The organism is Microbacterium trichothecenolyticum (genome assembly GCF_041938625.1).
Taxonomy (GTDB): Bacteria; Actinomycetota; Actinomycetes; order Actinomycetales; family Microbacteriaceae; genus Microbacterium; species Microbacterium trichothecenolyticum_D.
In genome coordinates this window covers 3,777,843-3,796,135 of the sequence record NZ_CP169427.1, presented here as the reverse complement: position 1 = coordinate 3,796,135, position 18,293 = coordinate 3,777,843, and the positions used below count along the sequence as shown (strand labels likewise).

The window sequence follows — 18,293 nt, the reverse complement described above, 5'->3', positions numbered from 1 at the left end:
CGGGATCCCGCGCTGGCAGGCTCTGCGAGTGCCCGTCTACCCAGTCCCGTATCGGTCACCAGCCGCCGCGGGTCGGCGTGTGGCCCTCGCGGGCGTCGTCGGGCATCGCCATCTCGGCCCGTACGCCGAGGAGGCGGATTGGGCGGCCGGGCTCGATCTTCGCGACGAGCTCCATCGTGCGGGCGAGTACGACCTCGCGGTCGGACGTCGACGGGATCTTCTTCGTGAACGTCTTGGTGAGGAACGGCGCGTAGCGCACCTTCAGCCCCAGCCCGACGACGGGGCGGTCGTCGGCGGCCACCTCGTCGAGCACCTCGCCCACGAGCCGGCGGGCGGCGTCCTCGATCTCGACGGGCTCGACGATGTCGACCTGGAACGTCGTCTCCTTGCTGTGGCCGCGGGGCACCCAAGGGGTGTCGTCCACGACGTTCGTGCCGTCGCCGCGACCGAGCTGGCGATACCAGAGCCCCATCTTGGGCCCGAACTCCTGCGTCAGGGCATCCGAGTCGGCCACGGCGAGCTCCGCCACCGTCTCGATGCCGAGCAGCGCGAGCCGCTTCGAGATCTTGGAGCCGACGCCCCACAGCGCGATCGTCGGCCGGTGGCCCATCACCTCGAGCCAGTTGTCGGCGGTGAGGGAGAAGGTGCCGCGCGGCTTGCCGAAGTCGGTGGCATTCTTCGCGCGCACCAGGTTGTCTCCGATGCCGACGCTGCAGTGCAGCCGGGTGCGGTCGAGCACGTCCTGCTGCAGCCGGCGGGCATAGCCTTCGGGGTCGTCGGTCTCGACGCCGACGAACGCCTCGTCCCACCCGAGCACCTGCACGACGGCTCCCGGCTGGGCACGCAGCGTCGCCATGACCTCCTCGGACGCCGCGAGGTACAGCGGCGCGTCGACCGGCAGGATCACGGCATCCGGGATCTTCCGCGCGGCGATGCGCAGCGGCATCCCTGATCCGACACCGAACTCGCGTGCCTCGTACGAGGCCGTCGAGACGACCGCGCGCTCGGTGGGATCGCCTCGGCCGCCCACGATGACGGGCTTGCCCGCGAGCTCGGGGTTGCGCAGGATCTCGACGGCGGCGATGAACTGGTCGAGGTCGACGTGGAGCACCCAGCGCCGGGGCGCGATGATGTCGCTCACGATCCCGCCCCTCGCGACCGGCGCATGACACGAGACTAGGCGTCGCCGCCGACACGGCGCATCCGCCCGGCCGCACACCTGCGGCCCGGCGTCATCGCCGGGTCGCAGCATCCGTCTCCGTACCGGCCGCTCCGCCACGAGTCAACCCCCGTGCGGCCGCAGGGGGCGGTTCGTAGCGTGGCTGTTCCCGATGAGAGGAGCCGTCATGGCAACCAGCACGGTGACAGCAGAGACCGACGTGGACGCCCCGATCCGCGCGGTGTACGACCAGTGGACCCAGTTCGAGGAGTTCCCGCGGTTCATGTCCGCGGTGGAGCGCATCGACCAGCTCGGCGACCGGCGTCAGCACTGGGTCGTGAAGATCGGCGGGGTCGAGCGCGAGTTCGACGCCACGATCACAGATCAGGTGCCCGACGACCACATTGCGTGGGCGAGCCAGGGTGAGGCCGTGCACAGCGGACGGGTGAGCTTCCAGTCGCTCGGCGACCGCACCACGGTCGCCCTCGAGATGACCTGGACGCCCGAGACGTTCACGGAGAAGACCGGCGCGGCGCTGGGCATCGACGAGCACGCGGTGAAGAAGGACCTCGAGCGGTTCAAGGACTTCATCGAGGAGCGCGGTCGTGAGACCGGCAGCTGGCGCGGCGAGATCCACGGCGGCACGGCGCCCTGACCCCGCGGTGCGCCCACAGGCTTCGCGCAGCGGGGGACCTCTCGCGCGAAGGGGTGGTGAGACGGATGCTGCGACCCGGCGCTGAGCGCCGGGTCGCAGCATCCGTTCCTCTCCTCCTACACGTACCCGAAGAGCGGCGGGAAGACGACCACGACGATCGCCGCCCAGGCGAGGTAGACGGGCATGAAGCCGGTCTGCCAGCGATCGAGACGCTCGTACGGCGCCCGATGCATCGCGAAGCGCAGCTGCAGCCATGCGGCGCCGGCGAGGTTCGCGAGCAGGATGACGTTGAGTCCGAGCGAGGCCAGCTTGTTGGGGCTCGCGCCCCATTCGGCGATGCGTCCGACCATCGCGACGAGCACCATGACGTCGACCACGAGCGCCGCGACGACCATGACGAGCTGCATCCGGTCGAACCAGGAGGGCGGCGCCAGCGGATCGCGCGCAGAGAGGGCGTAGAGCAGCAGGCCGACCACCACGACCAGCACGATGTCGAAGAGGATGAGCAGGTCGCGCTGGCCGAACACCTCGGTCGTGCTGTCGTCGATGAGGTTGCCCTGGATGAAGCCGGCGACGATGAACGCGAGCAGCAGCAGTGTGAACAGCGGCGTGAAGAGCTTCGTGAGCACCGGGGCGATGTTCTCGATGACGCTCTGCTTCGCCTCGACCAGCCACGCCGCGACGATGATGGCGCCCGCGAGGCCGCACGGCACCATGACCTCTTCGACGAACCAGCCGGCGTCGAGGTCGATCGCGGCGAAGACGCCCATCGTGAGCGCGATGAGCACACCGCCTCCGAGGGCGATGAGCGCGAGGTAGACGACCCACTCGCCGGTGAAGCGGATGAAGTCCATGCGGGCGCGGCTCGACCTGACGCGCCCGTCGACATAGGCGACGCCGGTCACCAGCCACAGCACCACGACGAGATGTGTCGCCGCGAGCATGAGCGTCGCGCCGCCCGGGGCGAACGGGTAGACCGCCATCACGACGGCCGCCGCGACGAACGGCACGGCCACGACCGCGATCGTGGCGAGCGACGCCTTGCGCCGCACCAGGAAGTACGCCGCGAGGAAGGGCAGCACCAGCAGCGCGTACCAGCGGCCGTAGAAGTCGCCGTTCTCCGCGAACTCGATGCCGAACAGCGCCGGGATCTTCACCGCGAGGGCGGCGCCCATCGCGAGTCCGACGGCGAGCAGCAGTCCGCCGCCGGTGCGGGGCGCACGCGGCTCGTCCCGGAACATCAGCTGCTTCCAGAGCCGCTCGGAGTGCTCGCGCGCGAACTCGCGCGAGAGGTCGTCGAGGCCGCCGAGCCGCTTCACCGCGACGAGGAACGCTTCGTCGCCGTCGAGGCCGGATGCCTCGAGCCGGTCGATCTGGCCGCGCAGGTGGTCCTCGAGCTCGTCGACGTCGCGGCCGTCGATCGCCTCGGGGCGCGAGACGTACGCGCGCCACGTCGAGATCTGGTCTTCGATGCGGGGGTCGAGATCTTCGGTCATGTCAGGCCCCTCCGAAGGCCGGGATGCCGGCGAAGTCCGTGCCGCCGTCGCGATCCGACCACACGCGCTGCAGGGCCCGGCTCACCACCGCCCACTGCTGCCGCTGCTCGGCGAACGCCGCGCGCCCGGTCTGGCTGAGCCGGTAGTGCTTGCGGGGTCGCCCGGCCGGGGAGGCGCCCCACGACGACTCCACGTGCCCGAGCCGTTCGAGCCGGTGCAGCAGCGGGTACAGCATGCCGTCGCTCCACTCGAGCTCGCCGCCCGACAGCTCGCCCACGCGCTGCAGGATCGCGTAGCCGTACGACTCGCCCTCCGCGAGGATGCCGAGCACCATCGGCGTCGCCGCGGCGGCGACCAGGTCTTTGCCGATCTTCACGTCGTCCTCCTGCCGAGAAGTTCTAGATACATAGAAGTACAAGTTACCTAGAACTGCAAGGTATGCATCGCGATATCGCGTGGCGGTCGCACGTCGGCCGGGGGTGCGAGCAAAATGGGGCCACAGCCGGACGCATCCGGCCCCGCCCGACCCGAGGAGCCTCGCCATGGCCCGTTCCCTCTCCGAGATCCGCGAGCGTTCACGTGCACGTGCGAAGGCCCGCGCGGACGCCCGTTCCGAGCTGAAGAACACCGCGTACGAGATCTTCATCGGCGCGCTGTCGATCCTGTCGATCTTCAACCTGGTGCTCGTCTACGCGGTGAGCGGCGACAGCGCACTCGAGCTCGTGCTGTCGGTGATGAACGCCCTGTTCAGCGCGATCTTCCTCGGCGACTTCATCTACCGCATCTCGACCGCGCCGAAGGCGTCCCGCTACTTCTTCCGCGGCTTCGGCTGGGCGGACCTGCTGGCGAGCCTGCCGTTCCCGCAGTTCAAGATCCTGCGACTGTTCCGCCTGCTGCGGGTCTTCCGCCTGCTGCGCGAGCTCGGCCCGCGGACCGTCTGGACGACCCTCATCCACGACCGCGCGAACAGCGCCCTCATGACCCTGCTGCTCATGGGCATCCTCGTGCTGCAGTTCGGCAGCATCTCGATCCTCTACGTCGAAGAGGACGCCGACGGCGCCAACATCACGACCGCGTCGGACGCGCTCTGGTACACGCTCGTCACGATCTCGACGGTCGGCTACGGCGACCAGTACCCCGTCACCAACGCCGGCCGCATGATCGGCACACTCATCATCATCGTGGGCGTCGGCATCTTCGGTACCTTCACCGGCTATCTCGCGAACCTCTTCCTCGGCCCTCGCAAGGCCGCAGAAGAGGGAGAGACGGATGCTGCGACCCCGGCGCCGGCCGACGACACGAGCGCCGCGCGCACCGAGGCGGGCCAGCCGTCGATCGCCGATCACGCGGCCAAGGGGGTCGCGGCAGGGGCCGTGGCCGGAGCCGTCAAGGCCGGCGCGGCGGCTGAGAGCGGGCCCGGAGCGCCGATCGCGGGAACGCCGGAGTCGCCGGGGATCGAGCCCGAGGTCCGGGCGGAAGAATCCGAGGAGACCGTCGAGCGCCTCCGCGTGCTGCTCGCCCAGTCCGAGGAGGCCATGGCCGAGATGCGCCGGCTCCTCGCCGACGCGACTCGCTAGCAGGCGCCGTCAGCCGCGCGAGGCCAGGGCGTTCCAGACGCCCGCGGCGAGTACCACCGACGCCGCGACCAGCGGCGCGACGAGCGCGGTGCCGGAGCCGGCGGCGTCGGCGACGAGTCCCGTGAGGGCGGATGCTGCGGACTGACCCACGACGATGGCAGAGCCGAGCATCGTCATCACGGTGGCCGAGCGGCCGCGCGGGCTGAACGCGGCGGCGAGGCTGTACTGCGTGACCAGCGTCGGTCCGATGCCGACGCCGATCACGAGGAGGCAGACCGCGATCGCGCCGATGCTCCCGACGAACGGGAGCGCGATCGTGCCCGTGACGAGGATCGAGGCGAACGTCAGCCAGCGGGCGCGCAGCGCGAACCGTGCCGGGAACAGGGCCACGCCGAGGGCGAGGGCCGCAGAGCCGATGCCCATCGCGCCGTAGACGAGCCCGGCCTGCTCGGGCACGCCGCGCTCGGCCATGAACGCCGTGAGGGACGTGAGCATCGCCCCGAAGAACAGGCCCATGCCCAGCGCGCCCGCCACGGGCGCGAGCACGCGCGGGCGGAACAGGTCGCGCACGGGCGCCTGCTCCGGACGCGCGGCGCCCACGGCGGCCGTGACGGTCTGCGCCGTGGGGTGCAGGGCGAACGCGCTCACGAAGACCAGTCCGAGCACGGCGGCGCCGATCACCGGAGCGGCCGGGTTGAGCGTCGTCGCGAGGAGGCCCACGATCACCGGGCCGAACACGAACACGATCTCGTCTGCCGCGGACTCGTACGCCATGGCTCCGTCGACGACCGGCCTGCGGCGCTGCGTCGGGTACGCGCGGCCGATGATGCCGACAAGGCGGCTGCGCGAGAGCGGCGCGACCTGGGGCATGGTCGCGCCGATGAAGAACGCGACAGCGAGGAGCGCAGCATCCGGAACCGGCGCGAAAGCCAGCCACGCCAGTGTCACGAGCATCGCGCTGTTGGCCGCGCCCGCGATCAGCAGCACGCGGCGCTGGCCGAAGCGGTCGGCGGCGGCGCCCAGCAGCGGCCCGACGAGGGCGGTGCCCAGGCCCGTCATGGCGCTCGTCGCGCCGGCGAGCGCGAGAGATCCGCGCGCCGAGACGACGAGGGTCAGGATGCCGACCACCATCATGGCGAACGGCAGGCGCGCGATCAGCGCGATCGGGAAGTATGCGTAGCCGGCCTCCCGGATGAGGCTCGGGCGCCGAACGGCGCCGCGCGCAGAGGTGTCGGTCTCGACGAATGTCGTGTGCATCTTGCTCCTGGCCAAGCGCCGAGGGTCGGCGGCTGTTGGTGCCGCCTTGTGCGCAGCCGGGGAGCCGCAGACAGGTAGATGCACATCGAAATGGGCGCGGCCAGTCTACCGTGGCCCACCTGAGTGGGGCCTGGCCGGGGCGGATCAGAGCACGGCGCCGATCATCGCCTCGCCGAGCGGGGTGCGGCGGTGCAGCACGCGGGCGCCGTCGCGGGCGCTGGCGACCAGACCCGCGTCGCGCAGCACGGTGAGATGGTGCGAGGCGGTCGACAGGGCGAGCGCGGTGTCGCGTGCGACCTGCGAGGTCGTGCGCGGCTCGTGCGCGTCGAGCAGGATGCGCGCGCGTGCGGGGCCGAGCAGCGCGCCGAGTGCGGAGGATACGTCGGCGGGGTCCCGCGCCCACGTCGCTGTCACGCCGTGCGCGGGGTAGAAGAGCGTCGGCTGCGCCGGCGGTTCGGTGAGGACGAAGCATCCTGTCGCGCCCATCACCGACGGCACGAGCACGAGGCCGCTCCCGCGGCAGTCGACCACCTCGCTCCAGATGCGCATCGTGACGCGCACGGCTCCGTCCGACCACGCGACGCGGTCGTGCAGCCCCTGGATCATCGCGCCGATGCCGCTCTCGGCGATGCGGCGCGAGCGCACCGCGATGTCGGCGCGCAGCAGCCGCTCGAGTTGCGTCCAGACCGGGGCAATGCCGGCGTTCCAGACGGACAGCCATGCCTCGGCGATCATCGGGCGGGCGCGGTCGGGCTGATCGAGCATTCGCTGCACAGCGGCGCGGCGGGCGCCGTGGGTGCGGACGAGCACCTTCGTCATGTCGACTTCGAAGCGCTCGTCGCCGATGTCGCGCAGGCGCTCGGCCTCCGCCTCGGGGGTGAGCTCCCAGGTCGGGGTCGTGGTGAGGAAGTCAGGGAAGTAGCCCTCCTCGCGGATCAGCAACGCGAGCAGGTCGAAGTCGTCGCGCGGGATCGCACCGCGGGTCGCCCGCATCCATCCCCACTGCAGGGGGTACTCGTCGGGCCGGAGCATCGCACGCACCGCATGGCAGAGCTCGTGACCGGGCGAGATTCCGAATCGGATCGCGGTGAGGTCGTCCGGGGCGAGCTGGAAGTCGACGAACTTTCGATCCACATCGAAACTATAGGGTCCACGCACGGAGCCGAGGAGGGTGGGATCACATCACCGACCAGAGGGAGCACCCCATGAGCATCGCGATCCCGGACATCGTCCACGCCGCCGACACCCGCGTCGGCACGGGCACCCTGCGCCGCTTCATCGGCGCCGAGCACGGCGCCGGTGTGTCGTACTTCTTCGTCGACAACGAACCGGGGCAGGGACCCGACATCCACCGCCACCCGTACCCCGAGACGTGGGTGCTCCTCGAGGGCGAGGCACGCATCACGGTCGACGGCGAGACGCTCCACGCGGTCGCCGGCGACACGGCCACCGCGCCGGCGGGCGCGTGGCACGGCTTCAAGAACTGCGGCAGCGGGCGACTGCGGGTGCTGTGCATCCACGCCTCCGCCCGCATCATCCAGGAGTGGCAGGATGCTCCTGGAGTGCTCGACATCCCGTCCACCGGCAGCTGAGGAGAACCGCATGTCGTTCCAGGCATATCTCGACAACATCGAGACGAAGACCGGCCTCACGCCGCGTCAGCTCATCGAGAAGGCGCATGAGAAGGGTTTCGACGAGAACACCAAGTCCACACCGATCATCGAGTGGCTCGCGGCCGACTACGGTCTCGGCCGCGGCCACGCGATGGCCCTGGTGCACGTCATCACCAAGGGTCCGCAGATCAGCGACAAGCACGTCGGCACCGACACCACCCACAGCGATCCGTCGAACACGCTGTGGCTCGACGGCAAGGCGACGAACCCGAATCCCTGACTCAGGTCCGCGCCGGGTTCGGGGCGCACCGCTCCCGTTCGGGGCGCACGCGGTGCGCCCCGAACGCGCGGGATGCGCCCCGAACGCGCGGGATGCGCCCCGCACCGGAGGGGACTTACCCGCGCGGGCGCCGCCACCACGGGCGACGGCGGGGCACAGCATCCGTGGCGTCCTGAGGAACGGCGGCGCGCGCCTCGCGGCGATCGCGCCACGCGGCGACCTCGGCGTCGACATCGCGCGTGGGGGTCACGACGGGCGGGCCGCCCAGCAGCTGACGTCGCGCCTCGATCACGCGGCGGTTGAAATCCTCCAGGGCTTCGCGCACGTCGGCCTCGTGGGAGAGGTCGTCGAGCTTCGCGTCGAGCTCGACGTTCTCGACCCGCAGCATGAGCGCCGGCGGGCCGAGGCCGCTCAGCTGCTCGGTCTCGATCTTGCGGCGGATCCACCAGTCGGGGTCGTGGGTCTCACCGAGTCCGGGGATCGGCTTGCCTGCGCCGGGCAGATCGTCGAACTCGCCCCGGCGGATCGCCTGCTGGATCGCCGTCTCGACGACCGCCGCCCGATCGGCCGCCGAATACGCCCGCGCCGCCTGCGAGCCCTGGGACGCGGCATCCGTTCCGTCCTCAGCCTCGCCGCGGTGCGCCGCACGGTAGCGGGCGGCAGCAAGGCGCGGGTCGTCGCTCATGAGTCCGAGACGTGATCCCGCCACGAGTGCTGCGGGTCGTAGCCCAAGAGGCGCCGGGCCTTGTCGATCGACAGGAGCGTGTCATGCTCGCCGAACTCGCGGGTCTCGACGCCGGGGAAGACCTCGGCGACGAGCTCGGCGTTGGGGCGTGACATCACGGTGTCGGCGGCCGCGATGATGTACGTCTCGAAGCCCGCGGGCGCGACCTCGAGCGCGCGCTGCACCGCCTGCGCGCCGTCGCGCGCGTCGATGTAGCCCCAGAGGTTCCACTTGCGCTTCAGCGCATCGTCGTCGTACGAGGGGAACGCCTCATAGTCCTCCGGCACCATCACGTTCGAGAACCTCAGGCCGGTGATCGACAGGTCGGGGTGCCAGCGCACCAGCTCGACCGCCATGCGCTCCTCGAGGGTCTTCACGAGCGAGTACACCGACTCGGGGCGCGGCGGGTACTCCTCGTCGACCGGGATGTACGGCGGGGGCACGTCGAACGGCAGCCCCAGCACCGTCTCGCTCGACGCGTAGACGATGCGACGGATGCCGAGCCGCACGGCCGCCCAGAACACATTGAACGTCGCGTTCATGTTGTTGTGGAACGTCGCGACATCGGAACGGATGCCGGGGGCCGGGATGGCCCCGAGATGCACGACGGCGTCGAACCCGTCGTGGCGGTCGTTCACGGCGGCGAGGGCGTCGACGACCTGGCCGTAGTCGGTGAGGTCGACCTGCACGAAGTCGGGGCCGCGGGTGCCGACGACGTCGATGCCGATGACGTCGTAGCCGGCGGCGCGCAGTTCGCGGGCGACGACGGTGCCGAGCTTGCCGGACGAACCGGTGAGGGCGATGCGCATGACTCCAGCCTGCCACCTCCGCCGGGCGGCGGGCCGGTCGGATCAGGGCCCGGGCGGGCTGGTCGACTCGCGGACGATCAGGTGCGTCGGCAGCGGCGTGTCCTCGGTGACGCTGTCGGGCTCCTCGACCGCGACCAGCACCTTCTGCATGATGAGCTCGCCCAGCGTGCCGAAGTCCTGACGCACCGTGGTGAGGGGTGGGTAGAGGAACCCCGCTTCCGGGACGTCGTCGAAGCCGACGACGCTGACGTCCTCCGGAACCCGCAGGCCGCGCTCACGCAGCGCCGACAGCAGGCCGATCGACATGTGGTCGTTTCCGACGAACACGGCGCTGCCCGGCGCGATGTCGAGCTCGAGCCCGACCCGGTGGCCGCTGGCCGCCGACCAGTCGCCGTGATGCGGCTCGACGATCTCGAGCCGGCGCTCGGCGAGCTCGTCCCGCCACCCCCGGATGCGCTCGAGCGCATCCGGCGCGCGCGTAGGGCCCGCAAGGTGCAGGATGCGCGTGTGACCGAGCTCGGCGAGGTGGCGCACCGCGGACCGGGCGCCGCGGTACTGGTCGATGGACACGATGTGCGGCCCCCGTCTCGCCGCCGCGGTCGCGGCGACGAGCGGGATGCTGAGGTCCAGCCCGCGCACCACCTCCAGCACTCCGATGTCGACGACGATGAGGACGACGGCATCCACCCGCTGACGCAGCAGCCCCTCGACCACGCCCTTGATCGCCGCGGGATCCGGGTCGACCGCGCTGACGGTGTCGACGCTGTAACGCGCCGCGCGCGCTGCGATGTTGAAGTGCGTCGCGATCGACGTCGGGCCGTAATCGGGCACACCCGGTGTGACCAGGCCGATGGTGCGCGTGCGCCGGGTGACGAGGGCGCGAGCGGCGGGGGAGGGGCTGTACCGCAGCTGGGCGATGGCCTGTTCCACGCGGGCGCGGGTCGCGGGACGCACGTTCGGGAGGTCGTTGATGACGCGCGAGACCGTCTGGTGCGACACCCCTGCGAGACGGGCGACGTCGAAGATGTTCGCGGCCCGCGTCGATCCGTCGTCGGCCGTCACACGAGGGTCACTCATCGAGCTCTTCCGGTCGGGCGACGAGGGCGAGGAGCGAGTCGACGGTGAGGGACTCCGAGGGAAGCGTGTCGACGATCCGGCCGTCGCGCAGGATCGCGACGCGATGCCCCACGCGGAGCACTTCCTCGAGTTCGGCCGAGATGAACATCACCGAGAGTCCGTTCGCGGCCATCTCGCCCACCAGGTTCTGGATCTCGACCTTCGCGCCGACGTCGATTCCGCGGGTGGGCTCGTCGAGCACCAGCACGCGCGGCGACAGCGCGAGCAGACGCGCGAGCAGCACCTTCTGCTGATTGCCGCCCGAGAGCGTGCCGGCAGGGCGATCGAGGTCGGGAGGGCGGATGTCGAGCGCCTCGACCCAGCTCGCGGCGAGCTCGCGCTGACGAGCGGGCGGGATGCGGCGCATCATGCCCCTGTCGGCCTGGAGTGCGAGAGTGATGTTCTCGAGCACGCTCAGCTCGCTGATGATCCCCTCGGTACGGCGGTTCTCGGACGAGTACACGACCCCCAGCGAGATCGCCGATCGAGGTCCGGAGGGCGTCGCACCGGAGCCCTCGATGCGGATCACCCCGCCGTCGACGCGATCGATCCCGGTCAGCGCGCGGGCGAGTTCCGTGCGTCCTGAGCCGAGGAGGCCCGCCACGCCGAGCACCTCGCTCTCATTCAGGTCGAGATCCGCGTCGCGGATGCCGGGGCCTGCGGTGACCCCTCGTGCGGTGAGCGCCGGACGCGGCGTCTCGGTGCCGTCGTCCGCCCGCGGCGCCGCTGCGAGGGCGGTCGCCGTGCGGCCGAGCATCGCCTGCACCAGGTCGATGCGCAGCAGCTCGCGCGTGAGGTATTCGCCGATGAACCTGCCGTCGCGCAACACGGTCACCCGGTCGCAGATCTCGTAGACCTGGTCGAGGAAGTGCGACACGAAGAGGATCGCGACGCCGCGCTGCTTGAGATCGCGGATGACGCGGAAGAGCTCGGCGACCTCGTCGAGGTCGAGACTCGACGTCGGCTCGTCGAGCACGAGGACGCGCACGTCGGTCGAGATCGCACGGGCGATCGCCACCAGCTGCTGCACCGCGAGCGAATGCGTGCCCAGCCGCGACCCGGGGTCGATGTCGAGCCCGAGGTCGCTCAGCACCTCATGGGCCTCGCGCCGCATCCGGCGCCAGTCGATCATGCCGGCGCGCCGCGGCTCGCGACCCAGCGCGATGTTCTCGGCGACGGAGACGTTCGGCAGGAGGTCGATCTCCTGGTACACCGTGCTGATCCCGGCGGCCTGGGCATCGTGCGGTGAACTGAAGTGGACGACGCGACCGGACAGGGAGAGGACCCCCGCGTCCAAGGGGAGCGCGCCGGTGATCGCCTTGATGAGCGTCGACTTGCCTGCCCCGTTCTCGCCCATGAGCGAGTGCACCTCGCCGGGGAAGAGGCGGAAATCGACGCCGTCGATCGCGGCATCAGCCCCGAAGCGCACCGTCGCCCCGGAGAGCTGCAGCATCGGCCGCGCCTCGTCCATCAGGCCATTATCCCGGCGGAGTGAGGCGCGGCCGCTGTGCGCAGACGTGGTGTCGCCCTCCTACCTGCGACGCTGCGACCGCGCGACGATCACGCGCTGGACGACGATGAACAGGAGCAGCAGTGCTCCGATGATGATCTGGGTCCAGGCCTGTTCGGCGCCCATGAAGGAGATCAGCTTCTTGATCGTCCCGTAGACCAGCACGCCGATCAGCGAGCCCAGCACGTAGCCGGTGCCGCCGGTGAGGAGCGTGCCGCCGATGACCACGGCCGCGATCGCGTCGAGTTCGGTGCCGATCCCGTTGCGCGGGTAGCCGGCCCCGGAGTACGCGGTGAGCAGCAGCCCGGCCAGCCCGCCGCAGAGCCCGCTGATGACGTACACCGCGATCTTGGTGCGCGCGACGTTGAGCCCCATCAGCCGGGCGGACTGCTCGTTGCCGCCGATCGCGTACACCGTGCGGCCGAACCGGGACCACAAGAGCACCACGAACGCGATCGCCACGACCAGCAGCGCGATGATCCCGGTGGGCGTGATGTACCAGCCGGCGACGCTGAAGCGCGTGCGCTGAAGCCACAGGACGACCGGGTCCTCCACCCTGATCGATGACAGGCTCACGACGAATGCCAGTCCCCGGGCGAGGAAGAGGCCGGCGAGAGAGGCGATGAACGGCTGGACGCCGAAGTATTGGACGAGGATGCCGACCAGCAGGCCGATGACGGCGCCGGCGACGAGCATCACCGGGATCGCGACGACGGCCGGTACTCCCTGCGAGAGCAGACTCGCCCCCAGGATGCCCGTGAACGCCATCACCGACCCGACGGACAGGTCGATGCCTCCGGTGAGGATGACGAAGGTCAAGCCGACGGCGAGCACGACGAGGTAGGCGTTGTCCAGGAGCAGCGCCGAGAGGTTGCCCGGGCTGAGGAACCGGGGGAACCGCGCCTGGGCGCCGATGAGCAGCACGATGAGGATCGCGACCGCGGCGAACGTGGGCATCAGCGACGCGTGCCTGCTCATGAACGTCGCATAGCGGGACGCGTGCGCGGTGCGAAGTCCGGTCGCCTCGAGGCTCTTGGTCACGATGCCACCCCCGTCCGGGCGTCGGCGTCGGATCGGTTGCGGGATCTCGCCGAGCTGAGCGCGCTCCGCGCCCAGCGATGAAGCCGAGGCGACTGGACGAGCACGACGACGATGACGACGAGCGCGAAGAACACGGGACTCTGCGCCGAAGGCACACCGAGGAAGAGGATGGTCGCCTCCAGCGTCTGGATCGTGAGCACGCCGATGACCGTGCCGGCGATGGTGAACTTGCCCCCCATGAGGGAGGTGCCGCCCAGGACGACGGCCAGGATCGCGTAGAGCTCGATGAACAGCCCGGCCGCGTTCGCATCCGCGGCGCGGATGTTGGAGCTGTAGATGATTCCGGCGATGCCGGCGAGCAGTCCGCTGGCGGCGTACGCGCCGAACACGATGCCGCGGGCCCGGACGCCCGCGAGCCGGCTCGCCTCCGGGTTGATCCCGACGGCCTCCGTCAGCATGCCCAGCGCCGTACGCCGTTCGAGCAGGGCGATCACGACGGCGGCGATCACCCAGATGAGAAGGGCGAAGGGGAGTGCGATGAGGTAGCCCGTCGCCAGGAACTCGTACGGCTGGCTGTTGACCGTCGTGATGAAGCCCTCGGTGATCAGCAAGGCCATGCCGCGGCCGGCGAGCATGAGCACGAGCGTCGCGATGATCGGCTGGATCCCCACGACGGCGACCAGGAAGCCGTTCCAGGCACCGAGCACGAGCGACACCGCGAGCGCGACCAGGAGGGCGACCGCGACCGTGCCGAGATTGCCGGGATCGGGCGAGCCGTCGATGATCGTGAGTGCAACGGCGCCCGAGACGGCCATGATCGCGCCGACCGAGAGATCGATGCCGCGGGTCGCGATCACGATCGTCATGCCGAGGGCGACGAGCATGAGCGGGGCGCTGTTGCGGAGGATGTCGATGAGCGCCCCGTACAGCTCGCCGTCGCGCAGGGTCACGAGGATGAATTGCGGGCGGGCGATGGTGTTGATCGCGATCAGAGCGAGCAGGGCGACGATCGGCCAGAACAGCCGGTGCCTCATGAGCGCCTTCATGCCGCACTCTCCTCGGGTTGGTTGGCGATGTAGTCGATGAGCCCGTCGAGATCGACGTCGCTCGAGTCCAGCTCGCCGATCTTGCGGCGGTCGCGCATCACGACGATCCGCTGTGCGATCCGCAGCACCTCCTCCAACTCGGATGAGATGAAGATGACCGAGAGGCCCTGGGCGCTGAGTTCGGCGACCTTGCGCTGGATGTCGGCCTTCGCGCCGACGTCGATCCCGCGGGTGGGCTCGTCGAGCACGATCAGCTCGGGAGCGGTCGCGAGCCATCGGGCGAGCAGGACCTTCTGCTGATTGCCGCCCGACAGGTTTCCGGCGAGCATCGTCGGGTCGGCGGGGCGGACGCCCAGCGCCTCGATGTACTCGGCCACGACGGCGTCGGCCTCCGTCTTCGTGATCCGGCGCATGGCGCCGCGGCGGGCCTGGATGCCGAGCACGATGTTCTCGGCCACCGTCAGGTCGGCGATGATGCCCTCGGCACGGCGGTTCTCGGACGAGAACGCGATCTTGTTCTCGATCGCCCGCCGCGGCGAGGAGTGCTTCGCCGGCCGGCCGGCGACCTCGATGTCTCCGGTCTCGGCGCGGTCGGCGCCGTACAGCAGGCGTACCAGCTCGGTGCGACCCGAGCCGAGCAGCCCGGCGACACCGACGACCTCGCCGTCGTAGACCTGGAGGTCGACGGGGTCGAGCATGCCGCGTCTGCCGACACCGCTCGCGCGCAGCACCGGCACGCCGCTGCGGTCGATCGGCCGGTCGGCGACGGAGGCGAGGGCCGTGAGCTCATCGAGCTCTCGGCCGATCATCTTCGTGACGAGCTCGCCTCGGGGCAGCTCGCTCACCAGGTGCTCACCGACGAGCCGGCCGTTGCGGAGCACCGTGATCCGATCGGAGATCTCATAGATCTGGTCGAGGAAGTGGCTCACGAAGAGGATCGCGACGCCCTTGTCGCGCAGGTCGCGCACGACGCCGAAGAGCTGCTCCACCTCGCTGCGATCGAGACTCGACGTGGGTTCGTCGAGGATCAGCACCTTCGCGTCGAGCACCATCGCCCGTCCGATGGCGATGAGCTGCTGGATGGCGATCGAATGGCTCGAGAGCATCGACCGCGTGTCGATGGTGAGCCCGAGGCTCTGCAGGTGCGCGGCGGCGAGGCGGTGCACGGCCTTCCAGTCGATCCCCCTCGCGGTGCGGGGCTCGTGGCCGAGCATGACGTTCTCTCCGACCGACAGGTTTCCGCAGAGGTTGACCTCCTGGTACACGGTCGAGATGCCGGCGGCCTGCGCGTCGGCCGTGCCTGCGAAGCGCTGCGCGCTCCCGTTCACGACGATCTGTCCGGCGTCGATCGGGTACACGCCGGTGAGCGCCTTGATGAGGGTCGACTTGCCGGCGCCGTTCTCGCCCATGAGGGAGTGGACCTCACCGGGGCGGAGGGTGAAATCGACGTGGTCGAGGGCGAGCACGCCGGGGAAACGGATGGTGATCCCGGTCATCTCGACGACCGGCGGGACTGCGGTGTCCGCGGACATGGTGACTCAGCTGCCTTTCGGGGCTTCAGCGTCGGCACGTCCGCCGGGAGACCTCGACGGTCTCCCGGCGGTGTGCTTTCGACCTACCTTGATACAGGATCGGCTGCGCGATCAGTACGGGCGGCTGTCGATGACTTCTGCCGCCTGCTCCTGCGTGAAGGTCTGGTCCTCGACGTAGACCTCTGTCTCGACGTCCTTGCCGGCGAGGACGTCGGTGACGAGGCCGGCGGCGAGTTCGCCGAGCAGCGGGTTGCACTCGACGATGAAGTTGATCTTGCCGTCGACGAGCGCCTGCATGCCGTCCTTGACCGCGTCGATCGACACGATCTGGATGTCGACGCCGGGCTCGGCCCCTGCGGCCTCGATGGCCTCGATCGCGCCGAGGGCCATGTCGTCGTTGTGGGCATAGACCAGGTCGATGCCGTCGACGCCGTACTTCTGCAGGAAGCCCTCCATCACCGTCTTGCCGCCGTCACGGGTGAAGTCGCCCGTCTGGGAGTCGATCTTCTCGATCGCGGTGCCCTCGACAGCCTCGTCGAAGCCCTCTGCCCGGTCGTTCGCCGGAGCGGAGCCGGTCGTTCCCTCGAGCACCACCATCTTGGTCGGAGTGTCGGCGAAGGTCTCTGCCGCCCACTCGCCGGCCATGACGCCTTCCTTCTTGAAGTCCAGGCCCACCCAGCTGGCGTAGAGGTCGTCCGACGCCGAGACGGTGCGGTCCTCGAGGACCACGGGGATGCCGGCATCCGCCGCTTCCTGCAGCACGTCGTCCCAGCCGTCTTCGACGATGGGGGCGATCACGATCGCGTCCACGCCCTGATTGATGAAGTCGCGCACGGCGGCGATCTGGGCGGCCGTGTCGTTGTCGGCCGCGTTGAAGATCAGCTCGAACCCGTTCTCGGCCGAGAAGGCCTCCTTCATCGACTCGGTGTTCGCCGAGCGCCAGCCCGACTCCGACCCGGTCTGTGCGAACCCGACGGTGACGACGTCGTCGCCCCCGCCGTCGCCGCCGGCGCCGGTGTCTGTTCCGGCGCAGCCGGTCGCGGTGAGGGCGAGAGCCCCCAGGAGCGCGAACCCGGCGAGAAGCGTCTTCTTCTGCATTTCCAAAACCTCCTCGTTCTGGTCCGGCATCACTGCCGGCTCGGTGTAGGCGTCGGCCGTTGCGGTACGGCCGGACGATGGAATGTTAGCCCTCACATTCCATGCCCTGGCAAGATGTTAGCGGTAACAGTTTTGTAACGCGAGATGTGGTCTGATCTTCTGCCGAGCGCCTGTACGCCTCACCATGACCAAAAGTGAGGGATCACATACGGGCACATCGGTGCGGCGAGGGGTGCCGAGTGGTCGATAGGGTGTGCGCCATGGACGACAGCACGCCCGCGCGCGCCGGCTCCCGGCGCATCGGGGTGCGCGACGTCGCACGCGCCGCGGGAGTCTCGACGCAGACGGTGTCGCGCGTCATCAACGAACAGCCCAACATCCGCCCCGAGACGCGCGACCGCGTTCTGCAGGCGATCGGCGAACTCGGCTACCGCGTGAACAACGCCGCCCGCACTCTCGGCACCCGCACGACGCGCACGCTCGGAGTCATCGCCTCCGACGCCACCCTGTACGGGCCCGCCGTCGGCATCGCGGCGCTCGAGACGGCCGCCCGTGATGCCGGGCGGTGGATCGCGACGGCGTACGCGGACGCCTCGGTCGAGGCATCCGTCCGCGACGCGGCCGACCGTCTGCTCGCGCAGGGGGTCGACGGGCTCATCGTGCTCGCGCCCCACGCGGCGACGCTCACCGCGCTGGTCGAGGCTCACCCCGGTGTCGCGATCACGGCGTTGCACACCGGCGCCGGCGCCGACCAGCAGGAGGCGGGCGCGGCGCTCGCGATCTCGCACCTCCTCGACCTCGGGCATCGACGTGTCGGCCGCGTGGCCGGCCCCGACGAATGGCTCGAGGCGCGTTCCCGCGAGGCGGGCATGCTGCGCGCGCTCGCCGCCGCGGGGATCGAGCCGGGTCCGCGCTGGGGCGGCGACTGGACGGCGGGATCGGGGGCCGCTCTGGCGTCCGAGATCGCCGCCGCGTTGCACGCACCCGGCGGTCCGACCGCGATCGCGGTCGCGAACGACCAGATGGCCCTCGGGCTCATCGCGGGGCTCCGCGCGGCCGGCGTCGACGTGCCGGGCGACGTGAGCATCGTGGGTTTCGATGACAACCCGGATGCTGCGTACTACCGCCCGGCGCTCACCACGGTCGGTCTCGACCTCGGCGGCGAGGCGCGCCGAGCGGTCGCCGGGGTGCTCGGGGAGGCAGCATCCGTCCCCGCTCCCCCGCGTCTCGTCGTGCGGTCCTCGACGGCACCACCCCACTGAACCTCCCGGGCGAGCCGAGCCTGCTCACCTGTCACCACGCGTCGCCGGCGCCGGCGCCTCGTGACAGGCGAGCAGGCGGGAGTCGAGGTTGGCAAGTGCTGATGTTACCGGTAACATC

Annotated in this window: 18 protein-coding genes; 5 read left to right on the top strand and 13 right to left on the bottom strand. The window is 70.3% G+C overall.

Going from position 1 to position 18,293, the window contains the following annotated elements:
* Window positions 1–55 precede the first annotated feature (55 nt).
* A complete protein-coding gene (locus ACEYYH_RS17765; RefSeq protein ID WP_374978254.1) occupies window positions 56–1,111 on the bottom strand; it encodes a DNA polymerase IV in 1,056 nt (351 codons plus the stop codon).
* A gap of 235 nt (window positions 1,112–1,346) precedes the next feature.
* Here ACEYYH_RS17765 and ACEYYH_RS17760 point away from each other — a divergent pair, with 235 nt between their 5' ends.
* Window positions 1,347–1,814, top strand: a complete 468-nt coding sequence (locus ACEYYH_RS17760; RefSeq protein WP_374975626.1) for an SRPBCC family protein — start codon at window positions 1,347–1,349, stop codon at window positions 1,812–1,814.
* Between the two features lie 116 nt (window positions 1,815–1,930).
* On the opposite strand, the gene ACEYYH_RS17755 is transcribed toward ACEYYH_RS17760, so the two are convergent.
* Complete coding sequence (locus tag ACEYYH_RS17755) at window positions 1,931–3,310, bottom strand: permease prefix domain 1-containing protein (protein WP_374975625.1); 1,380 nt, start codon at window positions 3,308–3,310, stop codon at window positions 1,931–1,933.
* A 1-nt stretch (window position 3,311) separates the two neighbouring features.
* Window positions 3,312–3,686, bottom strand: a complete 375-nt coding sequence (locus ACEYYH_RS17750; protein WP_374975624.1) for a PadR family transcriptional regulator — start codon at window positions 3,684–3,686, stop codon at window positions 3,312–3,314.
* Between the two features lie 166 nt (window positions 3,687–3,852).
* Here ACEYYH_RS17750 and ACEYYH_RS17745 point away from each other — a divergent pair, with 166 nt between their 5' ends.
* A complete protein-coding gene (locus ACEYYH_RS17745; RefSeq protein ID WP_374975623.1) occupies window positions 3,853–4,887 on the top strand; it encodes a potassium channel family protein in 1,035 nt (344 codons plus the stop codon).
* Window positions 4,888–4,896: 9 nt separating this feature from the next.
* Here ACEYYH_RS17745 and ACEYYH_RS17740 read toward each other — a convergent pair whose 3' ends face one another.
* Window positions 4,897–6,144 carry an MFS transporter gene (locus tag ACEYYH_RS17740; RefSeq protein ID WP_374975622.1) on the bottom strand — a complete coding sequence of 416 codons (1,248 nt, stop codon included), beginning with the start codon at window positions 6,142–6,144 and terminating at the stop codon, window positions 4,897–4,899.
* Window positions 6,145–6,288: 144 nt separating this feature from the next.
* Window positions 6,289–7,278 (bottom strand): DUF5937 family protein, encoded by a 990-nt coding sequence (locus tag ACEYYH_RS17735; RefSeq protein ID WP_374975621.1) that lies wholly within the window; start codon window positions 7,276–7,278, stop codon window positions 6,289–6,291.
* A 71-nt stretch (window positions 7,279–7,349) separates the two neighbouring features.
* On the opposite strand from ACEYYH_RS17735, the gene ACEYYH_RS17730 reads away from it, so the two are divergent.
* On the top strand, window positions 7,350–7,736 hold the full coding sequence (locus tag ACEYYH_RS17730; RefSeq protein WP_374975620.1) for a cupin domain-containing protein: 387 nt from the start codon (window positions 7,350–7,352) through the stop codon (window positions 7,734–7,736).
* Window positions 7,737–7,746: 10 nt separating this feature from the next.
* Window positions 7,747–8,037, top strand: coding sequence for a DUF4287 domain-containing protein (locus ACEYYH_RS17725; RefSeq protein WP_374975619.1), 291 nt, complete (start codon window positions 7,747–7,749; stop codon window positions 8,035–8,037).
* Between the two features lie 115 nt (window positions 8,038–8,152).
* On the opposite strand, the gene ACEYYH_RS17720 is transcribed toward ACEYYH_RS17725, so the two are convergent.
* The 8 genes from ACEYYH_RS17720 to ACEYYH_RS17685 form a co-directional block, all read right to left on the bottom strand.
* A complete protein-coding gene (locus tag ACEYYH_RS17720) occupies window positions 8,153–8,722 on the bottom strand; it encodes a DUF1992 domain-containing protein (protein WP_374975618.1) in 570 nt (189 codons plus the stop codon).
* A complete protein-coding gene (locus ACEYYH_RS17715) occupies window positions 8,719–9,570 on the bottom strand; it encodes an NAD-dependent epimerase/dehydratase family protein (RefSeq protein WP_374975617.1) in 852 nt (283 codons plus the stop codon). Before ACEYYH_RS17715 ends, ACEYYH_RS17720 begins: the two co-directional genes overlap by 4 nt.
* 42 nt (window positions 9,571–9,612) lie before the next feature.
* On the bottom strand, window positions 9,613–10,647 hold the full coding sequence (locus ACEYYH_RS17710; RefSeq protein WP_374975616.1) for a LacI family DNA-binding transcriptional regulator: 1,035 nt from the start codon (window positions 10,645–10,647) through the stop codon (window positions 9,613–9,615).
* Window positions 10,640–12,157, bottom strand: a complete 1,518-nt coding sequence (locus tag ACEYYH_RS17705) for a sugar ABC transporter ATP-binding protein (protein WP_374975615.1) — start codon at window positions 12,155–12,157, stop codon at window positions 10,640–10,642. Before ACEYYH_RS17705 ends, ACEYYH_RS17710 begins: the two co-directional genes overlap by 8 nt.
* A 60-nt stretch (window positions 12,158–12,217) precedes the next feature.
* Window positions 12,218–13,237, bottom strand: a complete 1,020-nt coding sequence (locus ACEYYH_RS17700; protein WP_374975614.1) for a sugar ABC transporter permease YjfF — start codon at window positions 13,235–13,237, stop codon at window positions 12,218–12,220.
* On the bottom strand, window positions 13,234–14,283 hold the full coding sequence (locus ACEYYH_RS17695) for an ABC transporter permease (protein ID WP_374975613.1): 1,050 nt from the start codon (window positions 14,281–14,283) through the stop codon (window positions 13,234–13,236). The genes ACEYYH_RS17700 and ACEYYH_RS17695 overlap by 4 nt, the downstream gene beginning before the upstream one ends.
* Window positions 14,280–15,815, bottom strand: a complete 1,536-nt coding sequence (locus tag ACEYYH_RS17690) for a sugar ABC transporter ATP-binding protein (RefSeq protein WP_374975612.1) — start codon at window positions 15,813–15,815, stop codon at window positions 14,280–14,282. Before ACEYYH_RS17690 ends, ACEYYH_RS17695 begins: the two co-directional genes overlap by 4 nt.
* A gap of 111 nt (window positions 15,816–15,926) precedes the next feature.
* The gene (locus ACEYYH_RS17685; RefSeq protein WP_374975611.1) at window positions 15,927–16,913 is read right to left on the bottom strand and encodes an ABC transporter substrate-binding protein; all 987 of its coding nucleotides are present in this window, start codon (window positions 16,911–16,913) and stop codon (window positions 15,927–15,929) included.
* A gap of 260 nt (window positions 16,914–17,173) precedes the next feature.
* Here ACEYYH_RS17685 and ACEYYH_RS17680 point away from each other — a divergent pair, with 260 nt between their 5' ends.
* Window positions 17,174–18,175, top strand: coding sequence for a LacI family DNA-binding transcriptional regulator (locus tag ACEYYH_RS17680; protein ID WP_374975610.1), 1,002 nt, complete (start codon window positions 17,174–17,176; stop codon window positions 18,173–18,175).
* The last annotated feature ends 118 nt before the right edge of the window (window positions 18,176–18,293 follow it).

Coding starts and splice junctions, on each gene's coding strand:
- ACEYYH_RS17745 (WP_374975623.1), top strand. CDS start 3,853: ATGGCCCGTTCCCTCTCCGAGATCCGCGAGCGTTCACGTGCACGTGCG.
- ACEYYH_RS17725 (WP_374975619.1), top strand. CDS start 7,747: ATGTCGTTCCAGGCATATCTCGACAACATCGAGACGAAGACCGGCCTC.
- ACEYYH_RS17695 (WP_374975613.1), bottom strand. CDS start 14,283: ATGAAGGCGCTCATGAGGCACCGGCTGTTCTGGCCGATCGTCGCCCTG.
- ACEYYH_RS17755 (WP_374975625.1), bottom strand. CDS start 3,310: ATGACCGAAGATCTCGACCCCCGCATCGAAGACCAGATCTCGACGTGG.
- ACEYYH_RS17715 (WP_374975617.1), bottom strand. CDS start 9,570: ATGCGCATCGCCCTCACCGGTTCGTCCGGCAAGCTCGGCACCGTCGTC.
- ACEYYH_RS17705 (WP_374975615.1), bottom strand. CDS start 12,157: ATGGACGAGGCGCGGCCGATGCTGCAGCTCTCCGGGGCGACGGTGCGC.
- ACEYYH_RS17740 (WP_374975622.1), bottom strand. CDS start 6,144: ATGCACACGACATTCGTCGAGACCGACACCTCTGCGCGCGGCGCCGTT.
- ACEYYH_RS17760 (WP_374975626.1), top strand. CDS start 1,347: ATGGCAACCAGCACGGTGACAGCAGAGACCGACGTGGACGCCCCGATC.
- ACEYYH_RS17685 (WP_374975611.1), bottom strand. CDS start 16,913: ATGCAGAAGAAGACGCTTCTCGCCGGGTTCGCGCTCCTGGGGGCTCTC.
- ACEYYH_RS17720 (WP_374975618.1), bottom strand. CDS start 8,722: ATGAGCGACGACCCGCGCCTTGCTGCCGCCCGCTACCGTGCGGCGCAC.
- ACEYYH_RS17680 (WP_374975610.1), top strand. CDS start 17,174: ATGGACGACAGCACGCCCGCGCGCGCCGGCTCCCGGCGCATCGGGGTG.
- ACEYYH_RS17710 (WP_374975616.1), bottom strand. CDS start 10,647: ATGAGTGACCCTCGTGTGACGGCCGACGACGGATCGACGCGGGCCGCG.
- ACEYYH_RS17730 (WP_374975620.1), top strand. CDS start 7,350: ATGAGCATCGCGATCCCGGACATCGTCCACGCCGCCGACACCCGCGTC.
- ACEYYH_RS17690 (WP_374975612.1), bottom strand. CDS start 15,815: ATGTCCGCGGACACCGCAGTCCCGCCGGTCGTCGAGATGACCGGGATC.